This window comes from Orbaceae bacterium BiB (assembly GCA_036251205.1).
GTDB classification, from domain to species: domain Bacteria; phylum Pseudomonadota; class Gammaproteobacteria; order Enterobacterales; family Orbaceae; genus Orbus; species Orbus mooreae.
The window spans coordinates 1,620,017-1,636,579 of sequence record CP133958.1 but is presented as its reverse complement, the minus strand read 5'-3'; the positions used below and the strand labels follow the sequence as shown (position 1 = coordinate 1,636,579).

The 16,563-nt window shown below is 36.0% G+C and carries 16 protein-coding genes, 1 tRNA gene and 1 pseudogene; 11 read left to right on the top strand and 7 right to left on the bottom strand.

All coding sequences use genetic code 11. The features are described from left to right. Positions 1-10: 10 nt before the first annotated feature. A complete protein-coding gene (locus RHO11_07700; protein WVD60385.1) occupies positions 11-100 on the top strand; it encodes a YnhF family membrane protein in 90 nt (29 codons plus the stop codon). 102 nt (positions 101-202) lie between these two features. After that, positions 203-290, top strand: a tRNA-Ser gene (locus tag RHO11_07695). Between the two features lie 431 nt (positions 291-721). Here RHO11_07695 and RHO11_07690 read toward each other — a convergent pair. After that, a pseudogene (locus RHO11_07690) lies at positions 722-1,144 on the bottom strand (DUF3987 domain-containing protein). Positions 1,145-1,201: 57 nt separating this feature from the next. On the opposite strand from RHO11_07690, the gene RHO11_07685 reads away from it, so the two are divergent. Continuing rightward, the gene (locus RHO11_07685) at positions 1,202-1,495 is read left to right on the top strand and encodes a transposase (GenBank protein ID WVD60384.1); all 294 of its coding nucleotides are present in this window, start codon (positions 1,202-1,204) and stop codon (positions 1,493-1,495) included. Then, on the top strand, positions 1,492-2,349 hold the full coding sequence (locus RHO11_07680) for an IS3 family transposase (protein WVD62868.1): 858 nt from the start codon (positions 1,492-1,494) through the stop codon (positions 2,347-2,349). Before RHO11_07685 ends, RHO11_07680 begins: the two co-directional genes overlap by 4 nt. 67 nt (positions 2,350-2,416) lie before the next feature. Here the strand turns inward: RHO11_07680 and chaA are convergent, their stop codons facing one another. Then, positions 2,417-3,502, bottom strand: coding sequence for a sodium-potassium/proton antiporter ChaA (gene chaA, locus RHO11_07675; GenBank protein ID WVD60383.1), 1,086 nt, complete (start codon positions 3,500-3,502; stop codon positions 2,417-2,419). Between the two features lie 225 nt (positions 3,503-3,727). Between chaA and lpcA the strand changes: the two genes are divergently transcribed. Further along, a complete protein-coding gene (gene lpcA, locus RHO11_07670) occupies positions 3,728-4,306 on the top strand; it encodes a D-sedoheptulose 7-phosphate isomerase (GenBank protein ID WVD60382.1) in 579 nt (192 codons plus the stop codon). A gap of 30 nt (positions 4,307-4,336) precedes the next feature. After that, positions 4,337-5,104: a class II glutamine amidotransferase gene (locus RHO11_07665; GenBank protein WVD60381.1), complete on the top strand. Its 768-nt coding sequence runs from the start codon at positions 4,337-4,339 to the stop codon at positions 5,102-5,104. 26 nt (positions 5,105-5,130) lie between these two features. Here the strand turns inward: RHO11_07665 and mdtH are convergent, their stop codons facing one another. The 5 genes from mdtH to pncB form a co-directional block, all read right to left on the bottom strand. After that, positions 5,131-6,342 (bottom strand): multidrug efflux MFS transporter MdtH, encoded by a 1,212-nt coding sequence (gene mdtH, locus RHO11_07660; GenBank protein ID WVD60380.1) that lies wholly within the window; start codon positions 6,340-6,342, stop codon positions 5,131-5,133. Then, positions 6,343-6,801 carry a methylglyoxal synthase gene (locus tag RHO11_07655; protein WVD60379.1) on the bottom strand — a complete coding sequence of 153 codons (459 nt, stop codon included), beginning with the start codon at positions 6,799-6,801 and terminating at the stop codon, positions 6,343-6,345. Between the two features lie 159 nt (positions 6,802-6,960). After that, positions 6,961-8,019, bottom strand: a complete 1,059-nt coding sequence (locus RHO11_07650) for a porin (GenBank protein WVD60378.1) — start codon at positions 8,017-8,019, stop codon at positions 6,961-6,963. Positions 8,020-8,284: 265 nt separating this feature from the next. Next, positions 8,285-9,688 carry an asparagine--tRNA ligase gene (gene asnS, locus RHO11_07645; GenBank protein ID WVD60377.1) on the bottom strand — a complete coding sequence of 468 codons (1,404 nt, stop codon included), beginning with the start codon at positions 9,686-9,688 and terminating at the stop codon, positions 8,285-8,287. Positions 9,689-9,712: 24 nt separating this feature from the next. Further along, positions 9,713-10,912, bottom strand: a complete 1,200-nt coding sequence (pncB, locus tag RHO11_07640) for a nicotinate phosphoribosyltransferase (protein ID WVD60376.1) — start codon at positions 10,910-10,912, stop codon at positions 9,713-9,715. A gap of 136 nt (positions 10,913-11,048) precedes the next feature. On the opposite strand from pncB, the gene pepN reads away from it, so the two are divergent. The 5 genes from pepN (at position 11,049) to mlaD (ending at position 16,563) form a co-directional block, all read left to right on the top strand. After that, positions 11,049-13,670 (top strand): aminopeptidase N, encoded by a 2,622-nt coding sequence (gene pepN, locus RHO11_07635; GenBank protein ID WVD60375.1) that lies wholly within the window; start codon positions 11,049-11,051, stop codon positions 13,668-13,670. A gap of 191 nt (positions 13,671-13,861) precedes the next feature. Next, positions 13,862-14,200, top strand: a complete 339-nt coding sequence (locus RHO11_07630; protein WVD60374.1) for a rhodanese-like domain-containing protein — start codon at positions 13,862-13,864, stop codon at positions 14,198-14,200. A gap of 123 nt (positions 14,201-14,323) precedes the next feature. Continuing rightward, on the top strand, positions 14,324-15,151 hold the full coding sequence (gene mlaF, locus RHO11_07625) for a phospholipid ABC transporter ATP-binding protein MlaF (GenBank protein WVD60373.1): 828 nt from the start codon (positions 14,324-14,326) through the stop codon (positions 15,149-15,151). After that, positions 15,151-15,930 carry a lipid asymmetry maintenance ABC transporter permease subunit MlaE gene (mlaE, locus tag RHO11_07620; GenBank protein ID WVD60372.1) on the top strand — a complete coding sequence of 260 codons (780 nt, stop codon included), beginning with the start codon at positions 15,151-15,153 and terminating at the stop codon, positions 15,928-15,930. Before mlaF ends, mlaE begins: the two co-directional genes overlap by 1 nt. Positions 15,931-15,942: 12 nt before the next feature. Next, complete coding sequence (gene mlaD / locus RHO11_07615; GenBank protein ID WVD60371.1) at positions 15,943-16,563, top strand: outer membrane lipid asymmetry maintenance protein MlaD; 621 nt, start codon at positions 15,943-15,945, stop codon at positions 16,561-16,563.

Sequence of the window (16,563 nt, the reverse complement as noted above, 5' to 3'; positions counted from 1 at the left end):
GGAGTTTATTATGTGTACTAATTTAAAATGGGCTTTATTCACGGTAGTAAGTGTGATTGTGATGTTAGCTGTTTTTGGTAGTGTTGTTGTTTGTCATTAAATGCCACTAATTAATTAAATGCCACTAATTAAAAGTTGCATATTGAAAATAATGGCTTGACCTATAGGTCTGCTACTATTATAGTAAGCGCCTTGAGTATTTGGTGAGGTGTCCGAGCGGTTGAAGGAGCACGCCTGGAAAGCGTGTATACGGTAACGTATCAAGGGTTCGAATCCCTTCCTCACCGCCATAATTAAAAAATAATCATTAAATATCATAAAGATAAGTTAGCAAAATAATCTAGTATGCCATTTAGTGTGCCATTAATTTTAGACGTTATTGGATTGAACATTTAAGCTTATCATCTCTGTTTTCAAACTAAACACATTTTCTTATATTTAAATTTGAATATTCATTAGTTTTATTCTTTATAGTTAAATTTCTTTTTTAGCCTTGGTTATATGCTAATATTGCTAAATTAGCGATTTTAGTATTATTCCATATATAAATTTATTTGATTTATCAAATCGGCGCTTGTCTATGCAAGAGAAAGGTAAAGGTATAGAGGAAATAGAATAGAGAATATTTTGTTCGGTTAGTTATTTTGGAATAGCCATCTTGTGATTAAACGGCTTATCAAAAGCGGCTGATATGCTGCTTTCAATTATAAAAAAAGGCTCGTTATAATAAATAATTATTATTTCTTAATCGAATAAATGCAGGTTTGTTGTAAGCAAAATAATCAATATCACCGTCATTCTGTAAGCGCCATAGTGCCATTTCTAAATTATCTTTTTTTCGCAACTGATTTGGTCCATACGTGTAAATATGACTTTTCAAAAAATCTTGTTGATATCTATTTTGAGTATTCTTTCGTAACCAATTATACAAAATATCAGCGAGCTCCTTCGCTTTCTCATCAATCGTCTTCTCGCCAAACACCGATTTAAATGAATTTATGCAATTATAACCGAATTCAATAGCATTAATCATACATGCTTTACATATTACAGTATTATCATATAAATAATAATGTAATAGTGCAGCTATTCTAGCGACGTTATTGGCTATTTTAGAAGCATAATCGCTAATATCACTCAATCCGCCTTGATGTGCTCCTAGTTTAGTGGAGACTTTTTAGTAACAAAAAAGGAGTCTCAAATGAGTAAAAAATACGATCCCCAATTTAAACAAGAAGCGATCAATTTAGCCCTAAATAGCGAACAAACTTATCGACAAACAGCCAATGATTTAGGTATAAATTACAAAACATTTTGTAATTGGATGTACCAAACGATGAATAAACCAACCCATCAAGCGATAAAATCAAATAAAAAACCAGACTATCACGAACTTGAGCGTCAAAATAAAGCGATGAAAAAAGAGCTTGAGCTACGTAAAAAGGAGATCGATATCCTAAAAAAGGCCGCTCAGTACTTTGCGAGCCTGAAATAGCAAGGTACGAATTTATTAAAAAGCAAAACACGCTATCTAAGCGTCGTTTATTTCATCTATTTGACGTGTCAAGTAGTGGTTACTATGCCTATTTAAAGCGATTACCGTCTCAGAGAACAGTGTTTAATCAGCAGCTTGACAAAAAGATTGAAACACTATTTGAAGATCATCGGCATCTCTATGGTTATCGGCGTTTACATGTCGAACTTTTGGAGGAAGGCTATTGTTTATCACGTGAACGAGTTCGTCGACGAATGCACAAGCTTCACCTTAAAGCAAAACAACGCAAAAAGTATAAACAAACAACGCACAGTAACCACAACAAACCGGTCGCTGAAAATATTTTAGATAGGCACTTTACCATGGACACACCTAATCAAGCTTGGGTATGCGATATAACTTATATTAAAGTGAACGGACAGTGGTTATACCTCGCGATTGTACTTGATCTCTACTCTCGTAAAATCATAGGCTGGGCGATGGATACGCATATGGAAAGCTCGCTAGTTTGTCAAGCCTTAACTATGGCTTTGCTTCATCGGGGCTATCCGAGTAAAGTGATTGTTCATAGTGACCGTGGTGGCCAGTATTGTTCCGATGATTACCAAGCTATATTAACGGCTTATGGCTTAACGTGTAGTATGAGTCGCAAAGGTAACTGTTGGGATAATGCGGTGGCTGAAAGCTTTTTCCATACCTTAAAAACAGAATGGATTTACCGACACAAACTAGAAAATATGGCACAAGCTAAATCGATGCTCTTGTGGTACATTGAGGTTTACTATAACCGAGTAAGAAAACATTCATATTTAAACTATTTATCACCTGTTCAATTTGAAGAAAAAATGATTTAATAATTTGAAAATAACTCTCACTAAACTAGGAGCACATCAGAGGCCAAAAGACCTCTTTTGAGGAAGGTTAAGATAATAAGATCATCAAATAAGCCATGAATACAGCTAAATGAGCGGCGCCATTTAACTGATTGGTTTTACCTGTTAGGAATGATACAATGGATAAGAGTAGTGTTGTGGCTAGAATCACAACATTAGGCATAGATAAACCAAATTCAATGTGTTTATCGGTGAAATAAGCAATTAAACATACTGTTGGAACTGTCAATGAAATTGTGGCAATAACTGAACCAAAAAAGATGTTCATAGCTCGCTGTACTTGATTATTGATGACGGCTCTAAGTGCACCTAATCCTTCTGGCGATAAAATTAACAGTGCAATTAAAAAACCGGTAAATGCAGCAGGTGCATTGGCGGCTTCTAATAAATGGTCTAATGGTGTGGCATTCATTTTAGTTACGGCAATAACTGAAATTAAATGTAAGACAAGACAAATTGCATGCCACCAACTACTATGACATGATGGTTTACCATGGTGTCCATCATCATCGCTTTCTTCATCTTCGTGTTCATAAATAAATAGATTTTGGTGTGTTTTAGTTTGAATAACTAAAAAAACGGCATACATTGCTGCGGATATAGCTGCAACTACACCCATCTGTAATGGTGTAAATGTATTATTAAGTAACGTCGTTGGTAGAACTAATACAATAAAGGCTAATGGAATAATTGAAATTAAATACTGCTTAATCCCGGCTAAGTTAACGTGCTGAGTCTCAAACTTACGACCACCAATGAGTAAAGCGACACCGACTAACCCACCAATTACAATCATAATAACAGAGAATAGAGTATCACGAACTAAAGTTGGTTCAGCATCTCCTTTAGCCATTAATACTGAAATTAAACTTACTTCTAAAATAACAACAGATAGGCTAAGAATTAAGGAGCCAAAAGGTTCACCAAAACGATGAGCTAATACGTCAGCATGACGTACTACACTAAAGGCACTGTATAAAATAGCGACTAAAGATAATAGATTAATAGCAATAATAGTGAACAAATTATAACTATCTTGTAACAAGTATAAAATAGGTAAGGTGATAATAGTTAGTAAAAGCGCGTACTCTTTATGTCTGGACTTAGATATCATAATGGCAAATATCTCTTAATTAAATTAAATAAAAATACTGTATGAGTTTTATTGTAATAGCTATTAAACTATATCAATTAAACTATGCTAATGGTATATTCTAATGGCTAACATCCTAGCCAATGATTAGAATGTAAAGATTATAGCTTAATTTCTAGAGTTTAAATTAATATATTACCAATTAAACTAATTTATAATGTTAAATATCTTCATGAGAACTTAATTATGTATTTAGAAACAATTCGTCAAGAACTTAATCAATCTGCCGATGTATTAACTCAATTCATTAGTGATGAAAATAATTTAAAAGCGATCGAGGCTGCCGCATTATTGCTGACTAATTCATTTAAACAAGGTGGTAAAGTATTATCTTGTGGTAATGGCGGCTCTCATTGCGATGCGATGCATTTTGCTGAAGAGTTAACAGGTCGTTATCGTGAAAACAGGCCTTCTTATCCGGCCATTGCGATTTCAGATGTTAGTCATATCTCCTGTGTTGGTAATGATTTTGGCTTTGATGCTATTTTTTCACGTTATGTTGAAGGGGTTGGTCAAAAAGGTGATGTATTACTCGGAATTTCAACATCCGGTAATTCTGCAAATGTCATTAAAGCGATCAATACAGCCAAAGCTAAAGGGATGAAAGTCATTGCCTTGACGGGGAAAGATGGCGGTAAAATCAATGGTCTTGCTGATGTAGAAATTCGAGTTCCTCATTTTGGGTATGCAGATCGAGTTCAAGAGATTCACATTAAAGTGATTCATATTTTAATTCTGTTAATTGAACAAGAGATGGTAAAGTAACCGACTTTTTATTAATGGAATAATAAGATTATGTGTGAATTATTAGGTATGAGTGCTAATGTTCCTACGGATATCTGTTTCAGTTTTAAAGGATTAGCTAAGCGTGGTGGGGCCAATGGTCCCCATAAAGATGGTTGGGGAATGACCTTTTATGAAGGGAAGGGATGTCGTACATTTAAAGATCCACAACCTTGTAGTTTTTCTCCAATTGCTAAAATGTTAGAAGATTATCCCATCAAGTCTGAGCTCGTTGTTGCCCATATTCGTCAAGCTAATCGTGGTAAAATCGCACTAGAAAATACTCACCCTTTTACACGAGAGTTATGGGGTAAAAATTGGACATTTGCACATAATGGTCAGTTAACTGATTATCAAAATTTGGATATTGGTTGTTATCAACCAATCGGTGAAACGGATAGCGAGTACGCATTTTGCTATATTTTATATCGATTACGCCAAAAATATGCCAATGAACCCAACGATTGGATTGAGGTTTTTCATTTTGTGAAATTATGTGCTGATGAGTTAAAGCAACTTGGTGTTTTTAACTTATTATTTTCTGATGGACAGTATTTGTTTGTTTACTGTTCGACTAATTTGTATTGGATTACGCGTAGGTCCCCTTTTGGAAAAGCGACATTAATTGATGAGGATGTCGAGGTTGATTTCCAGCAACATACTACACCTAACGATATTGTTTCTGTTGTTGCAACAAATCCATTAACATCAAATGAAACTTGGCAGAAAATTGCACCAGGACAAGCGCACTTATTCAAACATGGTGAGAAAATATTTTAGAAAACAGACTAATTTGATTCTATTTGTTAGTTTATTTTATTCATTATCTCTCGTTTAATCGGTGGTTTATCTCTAAATAGATATTGTAGGTAAAGTAAGGTTATAATGCCAATCGCCGTTAAAACGAACCACGGTAATTTAGGCAAATCAATATCAAACGCAATATCATACAGCCAACCGGCACCGGTATAACCAATAAATCCGCCTAATGCTAGTCCTAATCGACTAAATCCCATATAGCTTCCCTTCGCTTTCGGGTTTGCTAGCATAGTACTTAACGTCTCTCGAGCTGGTTCAGCAATAATTGCACCAAAATAGAATAATGCAATTAAGATAAACAACAAGTACAGTTCTGAAACGAAAGCGATAATAATAAAGCCAAGTGTCATTAGCAGTAGGCCGAATTTTAATCGTTGATCTAAACGAAAACGTTTTTCACTCCATCTAGCAAGTGGATATAACAGTGTTAATGAAATAACCGCTTGTATTGCATACATCCACTTAACATAACTTGGACTACCAGAAACTTTAGCGACTGTTAATGGAAGCATTAGCATCACCTGTACCCATAAGATATAGTAACCCGTTAGAGACCAGACATAAGAGGTGAATTTTTTATCTTGCAGAACCATCTTCATGCCGTTAATAATTGGCGCTTTACCTAATGCAATATGATAAGGCGGAAGATAAATCATATTGAATAAGGCACAGGAAAAGAAGACTACAGCACCTAACCAACAAACAAGCTGGAAGTCATAATCGATGAGCCATCCACCAATTAAAGCACCAATCACAGCACCAGCATTATCTTGAATCATCAACAATGAAATGAATTGACCGCGTTCATGTGGTCGGGTAAATTTTATTGCCAGTCCCATTCGAGGGGGATCGAAAAGTAATCCACCCAATGCTGATAATAGGCACGATAAAAGGAGTATCCAAGGTTCGAGAGCTAACGCCATTGAGGCAAAACCAACGGCACGTAGTAACATACCTGTAATAATCATTGGCTTAGCACCAAAGCGATCGGCAATAGCGCCACCAATTAAGCCAAATCCTTGCTGCACAAACTGTCTAAAACCCAGTGCAAAGCCAACAAAAAGTGCACTCCAACCAATTTGGCTAACAAAATGAGTGGATACTAATGGAAATACTACGTAAAAACCCAGGACAATAAATAGATTATCAACTAGTAATATTGTTTTACCCGTTTTACGGGCTTGGGATGGTATTGGCATTTATTTAACTCGATCTGTCAAATATTTTTGATAATCAGGAATAGCAATTGTGACCTCATTGGTGAATATTTGCGATTGAATGAGCGCATTAGCGGTAGCTTGGTTTGTTGCAACAGGAATATTCCAAACGGTAGATAATCGTAACAGTGCTTTAACATCAGGATCATGGGGAACAGCATTCAGTGGATCCCAAAAAAAGATTAAGATATCAATCTTACCTTCAGCAATCAGAGCACCGATCTGTTGATCTCCCCCCATCGGTCCACTAAGCATAGGTTTTACATCTAAACCTGTTTCATTTTTGATTAGTGTACCGGTTGTACCCGTACCACACAGGTTATGGTGTGAAAGCTCATTTTTATTCGTTTTACACCAATCAAGCAGTGCTGTTTTTAAGTGATCATGAGCAACTAATGCGATACTTTTTTTAGCGTTGAGAGTACGTGTTGTAAACTGCATAATAAATCATCCTAATACCATAATATTAGTAGTGTTTTATCAGACTTTATGGAAAAGTGCAATATTATCGTTGGATAAATAGCTAGATTATTCTTTTTAGATAAAGAAAAAGGCACCGAAGTGCCTTTTTACAATACGATTAAATCAATAACGATTTAATTAGAATTGGTAGATTAAACCTAAAGCTACAGTGTCTTTAGTATTTCCTTTATGAGAAACATAAGCTGTACCGTTGTTAACTAAAGCTCCTGCGTCATCGCTGTCAAGTAGGTTAATTTTATAGTCAACAATTGCAGTTAAGTTTTTGTTGAAATCATATTGCATACCAACTTCAACATATTTAGCTAGGTAACCATTATCACCATCAGTTTTATGTTGAACATAACCTAAAGATGGAGTTAAACGACCCACTTCAAAGTCAAAGCCGTATTGAGCTACAACTTCAAAACCTTTAACTTTGTTTTCATCATGTTTTTGGTGGAAGTAGTTTGCTGCTAAATAAAGGTCATTTGCATCATATTTTAAACCAAATGTATATGTATTATAACGTTTAGAATCTGGACCTGCTTTAGAAGTAGTTGCATAACCTGCACCAGCAGTTAAACCTGTATCAAGAATTGCATATTCAGTATTTAAACCATATGCTTCTTTGTAATCCCAAGTTTTTTCGTTATTTTGGTTACCAGTCCAAGATTCGCCACTGTCAGCATATTGAAGAGCAAAGTTTAAACCATCAACCAAACCAAAGAAACCAGTGTTACGGTATGTTGCAACAGCATTTTGACGAGCAGTTAATACATAGTAACTACCTGTATCACCACCAAATTCTGGTAATACGTCAGTATATGCGCCGATAGTTTTTAACACACCGTCATTACGACCGTAGTCGAAAGAACCGTATTGACCGAAGTTTAAACCAGCGAATGCATAACGAGCTTCATTCTTAGCATCTTTACCAGTGTTAGTTTCCCACTCAAAACGACCGTAACCTGATAATAAATCAGTTACTTGAGTTTCACCAGTAAAACCGATACGAGCAGTAGTGTGGTCGCCATCTTTATCGTTAGTATTGCCTTTATCTCCGATATAGTTAAGTGCATAAACACGACCATTTACGCTTAATTTGTTACCGTCTTTATTCCATACTTCGATAGAAGCATTTGCTGCGCCAGCAACTAAAAGAGCTGGGATAGCGATAGCTAGTAGATTACGTTTCATTTTATACCCTCATTGGTGTTATTATCAAGACACCTGCCACTGCTCTAGGTTATTACCATTGAGAGTTTGGTGTCAGTTGTTATTAATGACTACTCACTATAAGCAATCATTGTTTTAAATTTCATGCGTATAAATTATATTGATTTTTTTTTAAAAGCAAGTGAACTTTTTATAAAACCACTTGTCTAACCACAAAATTCGCTCTGATTGCTTAAAAAACAGGCAAAAAATTACCTGTTTTTTATTCTACGCTATTTTAGAACGCTTAAAAATTTGCATTTCTAGGTGTTCTTGGGAATGGGATCACATCCCTAACATTTTGCACTCCAGTAATATAAACAATTAAACGTTCAAAACCGAGCCCAAAACCAGCATGAGGGACTGTACCATAACGACGTAAGTCACGATACCACCAATAATCTTCTTTCTTCAGTGACATCTCATCCATTCGTTTATCTAGCATATCTAAACGCTCTTCACGCTGTGAACCGCCAATAATTTCACCGATTCCTGGTGCTAGCACATCCATAGCAGCAACAGTTTTACCATCTTCATTCATACGCATATAGAACGCTTTAATATCTTTCGGGTAATTTTTTACAACAACGGGCGCTTTAAAATACTTTTCAGCAAGATAGCGCTCATGTTCAGAAGCTAAATCGATTCCCCAACTGACTGGGTTTTCAAAAGTCGCATCACAGTTTTGTAAAATAGTAATCGCATCAGTATAATCAATTTGTGCAAAATCAGAGTTAACGAAGTTTTCTAAGCGGGTAATCGCTTCTTTATCGACGTGTTCGGCAAAAAATTGCATATCATCAAAGCGTTTTTCTAACACGGTTTTAAAGACATATTTCAGCATATCTTCAGATAATTGTGCAACATCATCAAGATCTGCAAAAGCAACTTCGGGTTCCATCATCCAAAATTCAGCTAAGTGTCGTGTTGTATTCGAGTTTTCAGCTCTAAATGTCGGTCCAAATGTATATACTTTTGATAGAGCACATGCATAGGCTTCGGCATTTAGCTGTCCTGAAACGGTTAAAAAAGCTTCTTTACCAAAGAAGTCTTTATCAAAGTCAATTTTCCCTGTTTCTGTTTTTGGTAAATTCACTAAATCTAATGTAGAGACTCTGAACATTTCACCGGCACCTTCAGTATCTGAGGCGGTAATAATTGGTGTTGAAATCCAAAAAAATCCACGATCATCAAAAAATTGATGAATAGCTTGCGCTAAGGTGTGGCGGATTCGAGTGATAGCTCCAACAATATTCGTACGCGGTCTTAAATGTGCGACTTCTCGTAAATATTCGATTGAATGGCGTTTAGCTGCCATTGGATAGGTATCAGGATCTTCAACAAAGCCATAAACTTGGACTTCAGTTGCCTGAATTTCATATTTCTGGCCTTGTCCTGGGCTTTCGACAACTTTACCAGTTACTTTAACTGAACTTCCTGTTGTTAGTCTTAATATATCATCCTGATAATTTGCTAACGTATTTTCTACAACAGCTTGAATAGGGTTAAAACATGAACCGTCATAAATTGCTAGGAATGAGATTCCCGCTTTTGAGTCACGACGAGTTCTAATCCAGCCTTGAACAGTAACTGTACTGCCGACAGTGATTTTGCCTTGTAATACATCGGTAATCGGTGCAATAACGCTCATTTTTTTGTTTCCATAAATTTTTAATTAACTATTTGTTACATTAAATGTTCTTTTTAACTCTTCGATAAAGTGTGTATCTTGTGAAATGGTTTTACCAGGACTATCCGACAATTTTGCCACTGATTTACCATTACATTCAACCAGTTTTATCACAATATTAAGTGATTTAGTATTTGTGTCATCGGTAGCTGGAATATCACAAGTAAGGTGTCCACCTAAGCCGAAAGATAGTTTAACACGATTATAAAAGTGACAATAAATCTTAATTGCTTTATCTAAATTTAGACTATCTGAAAAAACAAGTAACTTTGTCGTAGGATCAATACCTAAGCGTTGATAATGGGCAATTGCTTTTTCTCCCCATTCAATAGGATCACCGGAATCGTGACGTAGCCCCTGATAGCTCGTTGCTAAATTGAAATCAAAATCATTTAAAAAAGCATCCATGGTAATACAATCAGTTAAGGCGATATCTAAATCTTTAGGATATTCATCTAACCAGACTTGTAGTGCTTTGTGTTGACAATCAATTAAGTTTTTTGTCAAACGTTGATGGGCTTGAAACCATTCATGAGCTTGTGTACCAACAGGTTTAAGACCAAATTGATAAGCTAATAAATAATTGCTGGTACAGTTAAAATTAGGAAAGTGTTCTTTTAAATGTGCGACAACCGCTTTTTGGACTGCAAACGAATAACGACGGCGAGTACCAAAATCCATTAAATGAAAATTGGCCACATTAAGTTTTGCAGTAGTTTGCTGAAAATGGACTAATTTATCCTTCAAATGATTAATCGCTTCTTTGACGCCAATATTTGACGAACGATCATGATGAACGATTTCACTAATCACCGCTAATAAAGGAACTTCCCAAAGAATCACATCTAACCATTTACCTTCAATACGGACAAACAGCTGGCCATCTTGATTTGCAATGTTAACTAATCGACTATCGTAATACCAATTTTTTAAGTGGTTCAGATAATCTTTTTTAAAGTATGGGAGCGACTGTAAATAACGAAATTCGTCATCAGTTAATCGTAAGTTTTCCATCAAGCTCATTTGATGCTTGATTTCATCAACATATTGACCGATTTGTTCTTGGTTACGACAGCGAAATTCAGCAGCAACGGTCACATCAGGGTAGTGATGAAACACAGCTTGTTGCATGTGTAATTTATAAGCATCCGTATCTAACAGCGACGTTAATATTGGTGATTGCATGTAAATTAATTAATCGTATTTGCATGAAAAGTTCGCTGATTATAGCAGAATAAAAATTAAGGAGTATATTATTTAATGATGATTATCATTATTTCGTATAGTATTGTTCTATTCGTTCCGATTAAGAAGGTCTGTTATGAACTTAAACCAACCTGTTGTTAAATATCGTTTAGATTACACTAAACCCGATTTTACCATTACTGATATCGATTTAGATTTCGATTTATCAGCTGAAATTACCACCATAACGGCTCGAAGTCGAGTTGTACAGCAAAACCAGTCTGCTACAATGCTTAGGTTGGATGGTAAAGATCTTAAACTTATTGCTGTAAATATTGATGAAGAGCCTTGGCAAGATTATCAATTGACGGATACTGGTATTGAAATCTACGGTGTACCTAATGAATTTACTTTAACGATTGTTAATGAAATTAAACCAATTGATAATACCGCATTAGAAGGTTTATATGTTTCTGGCGAAGCGCTATGTACCCAATGTGAAGCAGAAGGGTTTAGACATATCACCTATTACCTTGATCGTCCTGATGTACTCGCTCGATTTAGTACGCGCATAACTGCGAGTAAAAAACAGTATCCATATTTACTGTCTAATGGTAATCGTATTGCACAAGGTGAACTCAGTGAGGGTCGTCATTGGGTACAGTGGCAAGATCCATTTCCTAAACCATGTTACTTATTTGCATTGGTTGCTGGGGATTTTGATGTTTTACGTGATCAGTTTGTAACAGGCTGTAACCGTAAAGTTGATTTAGAAATTTATGTGGATAAAGGAAATCTTGACCGTTCAGATTGGGCAATGACCAGTTTAAAAAATGCGATGCATTGGGATGAGACGCGTTTTGGGCTAGAGTATGATCTCGATATTTTTATGATTGTTGCTGTTGATTTCTTTAATATGGGCGCGATGGAAAATAAAGGCCTGAATGTCTTTAATTCCAAATATGTATTAGCTAAACCACAAACCGCAACGGATGATGATTACTTAGGTATTGAAGGGGTGATCGGTCACGAATATTTCCATAATTGGACGGGTAACCGTGTGACTTGTCGTGATTGGTTCCAGTTAAGTTTAAAAGAGGGATTAACGGTCTTTCGTGATCAAGAGTTTAGTGCTGATATGGGGTCTCGCGCGGTAAAACGTATCGATGATGTCAAAATATTACGTTCAGTGCAATTTACTGAAGATGCAAGTCCAATGGCTCATCCTATTCGACCAGAACAAGTTATTGAAATGAATAACTTTTATACAGTAACAGTCTATGAAAAAGGTGCAGAAGTCATCCGTATGATGCATACCTTGCTTGGTGAAGATAAATTCCAAGCTGGAATGCGGCTCTATTTTAAACGTCATGATGGCAGTGCGGCTACTTGTGACGATTTTGTGGCTGCGATGCAAGACGCTTCTGGTATCGATTTATCTCATTTTAAACTTTGGTATAGTCAATCAGGTACTCCAGAGCTAGAAGTTACAGATCATTATGATGCCCAGCGACAGCAGTATACTTTAACCGTTAAACAACATACTCCCGTTACGCAAGATCAACAGGAGAAAAACCCGTTACACATTCCTCTTGATATTGAACTCTATCGTGCTAATGGTGAAATTATCCCGTTACAATACCAGGGACAAGTGATTGATCATGTACTAAACTTACATCAATCTGAAGAGGTTTTTACGTTTGATCAGGTCAGCGAAAAACCCGTTATTGCTTTACTGAGAGATTTTTCTGCCCCAGTGAAATTACAGTATGACTATCAAGATAGTGAACTCATCTTTTTGATGCAGTATGCAAGTAATGCCTTTAATCGTTACGATGCAGCGCAAATGCTACTCGCCAAATATATTGCAATAAATGTGAGTCATTACCAGCAAGGTCAACCATTAACGCTTCCTGAATCGATTGTTGATGCGTTCCGTGCTGTTTTACTGTCAGAGGCTTTAGATTGTGCTTTAATTTCACAGATTCTAACTTTACCTTCTGAAAACGAAATAGCTAATCAATTTAAAATAGTTGATCCTGATGCTATCCATCAGGTTCGTCAGTTTTTACTCGTAACATTTGCCAATGAAATGTTTGATGAACTCAATGCCGTTTATCGCCACAATCTCACGGCTACTTATCAAATTGATCATGTTGATATGGCAAAACGGGCACTAAAAAATAGCTGTCTATATTTACTTGCTTTTGCTAAAGATCAACCAGAAATTGATACGTTAGTTGTTAAGCAGTATGAGCAAGCAGATAATATGACCGATAGTCTTGCTGCGTTAAATGCGGCAGTAAGAGCACAGTTACCATGTAAAGATAAATTACTGCATGATTTTGACGATCAGTGGCATCAAGATGGTTTAGTTATGGATAAATGGTTTATGCTCCAAGCAACAAGTCCACAACTCGATGCGTTGATGAATGTGAAAAAATTATTAACTCATCGCTCATTTACGTTAAATAATCCGAATCGAATCCGTTCATTAATTGGTGCTTTTGTGAATAATAACCCAGTTGCATTCCATGCTGTTGATGGGAGTGGTTACCAATTTTTAGGTGAAATTTTGACTGAGCTGAATCAAAAAAATCCACAGGTTGCATCACGGTTAATTGATCCATTAATTCGTTTAAAGCGTTATGATCAAAAAAGAGCTGATTTAATGCGTTTAACATTAGAAAAATTACTTAAATTGGATAATTTATCTCGTGATTTATATGAAAAAATATCGAAGGCACTAACTGTATAATTGTATTAATATTTTAGCTTAATGAAGCTTTTGTCTAGAAATTAATACCAACATTTTTCACTATAATGATATATTTCAGCAATATTTTAACGAATTATAGTGAAAAATGAGTTATCAGTTTGTCTGTTTAGGCAAAATCCGTGCTTATACAGACATTTTTCTTTTATATCGATTAAGATGAAGTGGATACAATGAATATTGTTATTAAAGATATTACCAGCCAAGAGCTGGTTAATAAGTTAGACAGTCAATTAGATGACATTTTTTTGCTTGATGTACGTGAAGACAATGAAGTGGAAATTTGCGCTATTAACCATTCAGTACATATTCCAATGAACCTGATCCCGCTCTATTTAGATAAAATTCCTGATGATAAAGAGATTGTAATTTATTGTCATCATGGCGTACGTAGCTTAAATGTCGCTTATTATTTAGTAAATAATGGTTTTGAGCCTGAGCAGATTTATAACCTTAAGGGGGGGATTGATGATTGGGCGCTATCCCTTGATCATAATATGAACCGTTATTAGGTTGAGCGTGAACTATGCGATTGCAGCCCCTTGGGTTGTTTTTCTAAATGGTTTTCCTAAATACAAAATATCAGGTAAAATGTGGCATTATATTATTAATAGATGGTTCTTTTGAGTAAAACGATGACAATATCAACAATCCAATCATCAAGCACCAATCTGGTTGAAATTCATGATATGTCTTTTTATCGTGGTTCTCGACCTATTTATAAAAATATGAGTTTATCAGTACCTAAGGGTAAAGTTACGGCTATTATGGGGCCGTCAGGTATTGGAAAAACAACATTATTACGGTTGATTGGGGGGCAGTTAAAACCACAATCAGGTTCCATTCTTTTCGATAATGAAAATATTCCAATGTTATCTCGTTCCCGTTTGTATGAAGTGCGTAAGCGGATGAGCATGTTATTTCAATCTGGTGCACTTTTTACTGATTTGTCGGTGTTTGATAATGTTGCTTACCCATTACGTGAACATTTAAATCTACCCGAACCTATTTTACGTAATCTCGTGTTAATGAAGCTGCAATCGGTTGGGTTAAGAGGGGCCGCAAATATGATGCCTTCAGAGCTATCTGGCGGTATGGCAAGAAGAGCTGCATTAGCTAGAGCAATTGCACTTGATCCAGAGCTGATTATGTTTGATGAACCCTTCGCTGGTCAAGATCCGATCTCAATGGGAGTGATTGTCAAACTTATTTCAGAAATCAACCAATCGCTAGGTTTAACCTGTATTGTCGTTTCACATGATGTTGACGAAGTACTGAGTATTGCCGACTATGCTTATATTGTTGCTGAACAAAAAATTATTGCTGGGGGAACACCTCAGGAGCTACGTAAAAATGATGATATGCGGGTTAAACAATTTTTAGATGGACTCGCTGATGGTCCTGTACCTTTTCATTATCCTGCGGATGATTATAAAGCTGATTTACGTCGAGGTAATAACTAATGTTAAATATACTTGCTAAATTAGGGCAATCCGGAATCAACTTTATTGCAATGTTTGGTCGTGCAGGCATGATGTTATTTGGTGCCTTACTGGGTAAGCCACAATTTAAGAAGCAATTCCCACTATTAATCAAGCAATTTTATTTTGTTGGTGTGCAATCGCTTACTATCATTATGGTTTCAGGGCTTTTCATTGGCATGGTGTTAGGTTTACAAGGTTATTTTATCTTGACCATGTTTAGTGCTGAAGCGAGTCTTGGGATGCTTGTTGCCCTATCTTTGTTACGAGAGCTTGGTCCAGTGGTTGCGGGTCTGCTATTTGCAGGACGAGCAGGATCGGCGTTAACGGCTGAAATTGGTCTGATGAAAGCGACTGAGCAGTTATCGAGCATGGAAATGATGGCTATCGATCCTTTAAGACGTATTATTGCTCCACGCTTTTGGGCCGGCTTTTTTTGTATGCCGTTTTTAGTAGCGATTTTCATTGCTGTAGGTATTTTAGGCGGTGCGTTAGTTGGTGTTGAATGGAAGGGCATTGATTCCGGCTTTTTTTGGTCATCAATTCAAAGTAATGTCGATTTCTGGCATGATGTTATAAATTGTTTTATTAAAAGTTTTGTCTTTGCTATCGCAGCAAGTTGGATTGCACTGTTTAATGGCTATGATTGTGTACCAACATCGGAAGGGATTAGTAAAGCTACAACCAGTACGGTTGTCTATTCATCATTATCTATTTTAGGGTTGGATTTTATTCTAACCGCATTAATGTTTAGTCATTGAGGTCATGTAAACATGAGTCGTAAAGTTGAAATTACTGTTGGATTATTTATGGTTATTGTTATTTGTTCGATACTCTTTTTATGCTTTAGAGTTACCGATGCAACAACATTTACCAATAATTCGACTTATCGCGTCTATGCTGTATTTGATAATATTGGTGGATTAAAAGCACGTTCACCAATTAAAATTGGTGGTGTGGTTATTGGACGTGTTGCTGATATTTCATTAGTGCCTTATAGTCCTACAAATACCGATAGCTTTAAGTCTTACGTTACGATTGATATCGGTTCGCAATATGATCACATTCCAAGTAGTAGTTCGTTATCGATTAAGACATCGGGTCTATTGGGAGAACAATTTCTAGACGTTGCGTTAGGGATTGATAATAGTGTTATCAATGATATTGATGCTGATGATGCCTTAGACAGTGGTATTGAATCTCAAGAAGCAGTTGTAAAAATACCACCTTATTTCCAAGAAAATTTTGTGGTTCATAATACGAAATCAGCATTAGTACTTGAAGATCTTATTGGACAAATTGTATATAGTCTTGGTTCAGGTAGTCGGGATAGTAAAGATAGTAAAGCAAATAGTTCTGAAAATACCAATCAACCAGCAAAAACTGAAAATTAA

Excerpts from the sequence above, each read along its gene's own strand:
- RHO11_07650 (WVD60378.1), bottom strand. The coding sequence starts at position 8,019 with ATGAAACGTAATCTACTAGCTATCGCTATCCCAGCTCTTTTAGTTGCT.
- pncB (WVD60376.1), bottom strand. The coding sequence starts at position 10,912 with ATGCAATCACCAATATTAACGTCGCTGTTAGATACGGATGCTTATAAA.
- asnS (WVD60377.1), bottom strand. The coding sequence starts at position 9,688 with ATGAGCGTTATTGCACCGATTACCGATGTATTACAAGGCAAAATCACT.
- chaA (WVD60383.1), bottom strand. The coding sequence starts at position 3,502 with ATGATATCTAAGTCCAGACATAAAGAGTACGCGCTTTTACTAACTATT.
- mlaE (WVD60372.1), top strand. The coding sequence starts at position 15,151 with ATGTTAAATATACTTGCTAAATTAGGGCAATCCGGAATCAACTTTATT.
- pepN (WVD60375.1), top strand. The coding sequence starts at position 11,049 with ATGAACTTAAACCAACCTGTTGTTAAATATCGTTTAGATTACACTAAA.
- RHO11_07685 (WVD60384.1), top strand. The coding sequence starts at position 1,202 with ATGAGTAAAAAATACGATCCCCAATTTAAACAAGAAGCGATCAATTTA.
- lpcA (WVD60382.1), top strand. The coding sequence starts at position 3,728 with ATGTATTTAGAAACAATTCGTCAAGAACTTAATCAATCTGCCGATGTA.
- RHO11_07655 (WVD60379.1), bottom strand. The coding sequence starts at position 6,801 with ATGCAGTTTACAACACGTACTCTCAACGCTAAAAAAAGTATCGCATTA.
- RHO11_07700 (WVD60385.1), top strand. The coding sequence starts at position 11 with ATGTGTACTAATTTAAAATGGGCTTTATTCACGGTAGTAAGTGTGATT.
- mlaD (WVD60371.1), top strand. The coding sequence starts at position 15,943 with ATGAGTCGTAAAGTTGAAATTACTGTTGGATTATTTATGGTTATTGTT.
- mlaF (WVD60373.1), top strand. The coding sequence starts at position 14,324 with ATGACAATATCAACAATCCAATCATCAAGCACCAATCTGGTTGAAATT.
- RHO11_07665 (WVD60381.1), top strand. The coding sequence starts at position 4,337 with ATGTGTGAATTATTAGGTATGAGTGCTAATGTTCCTACGGATATCTGT.
- mdtH (WVD60380.1), bottom strand. The coding sequence starts at position 6,342 with ATGCCAATACCATCCCAAGCCCGTAAAACGGGTAAAACAATATTACTA.
- RHO11_07630 (WVD60374.1), top strand. The coding sequence starts at position 13,862 with ATGAATATTGTTATTAAAGATATTACCAGCCAAGAGCTGGTTAATAAG.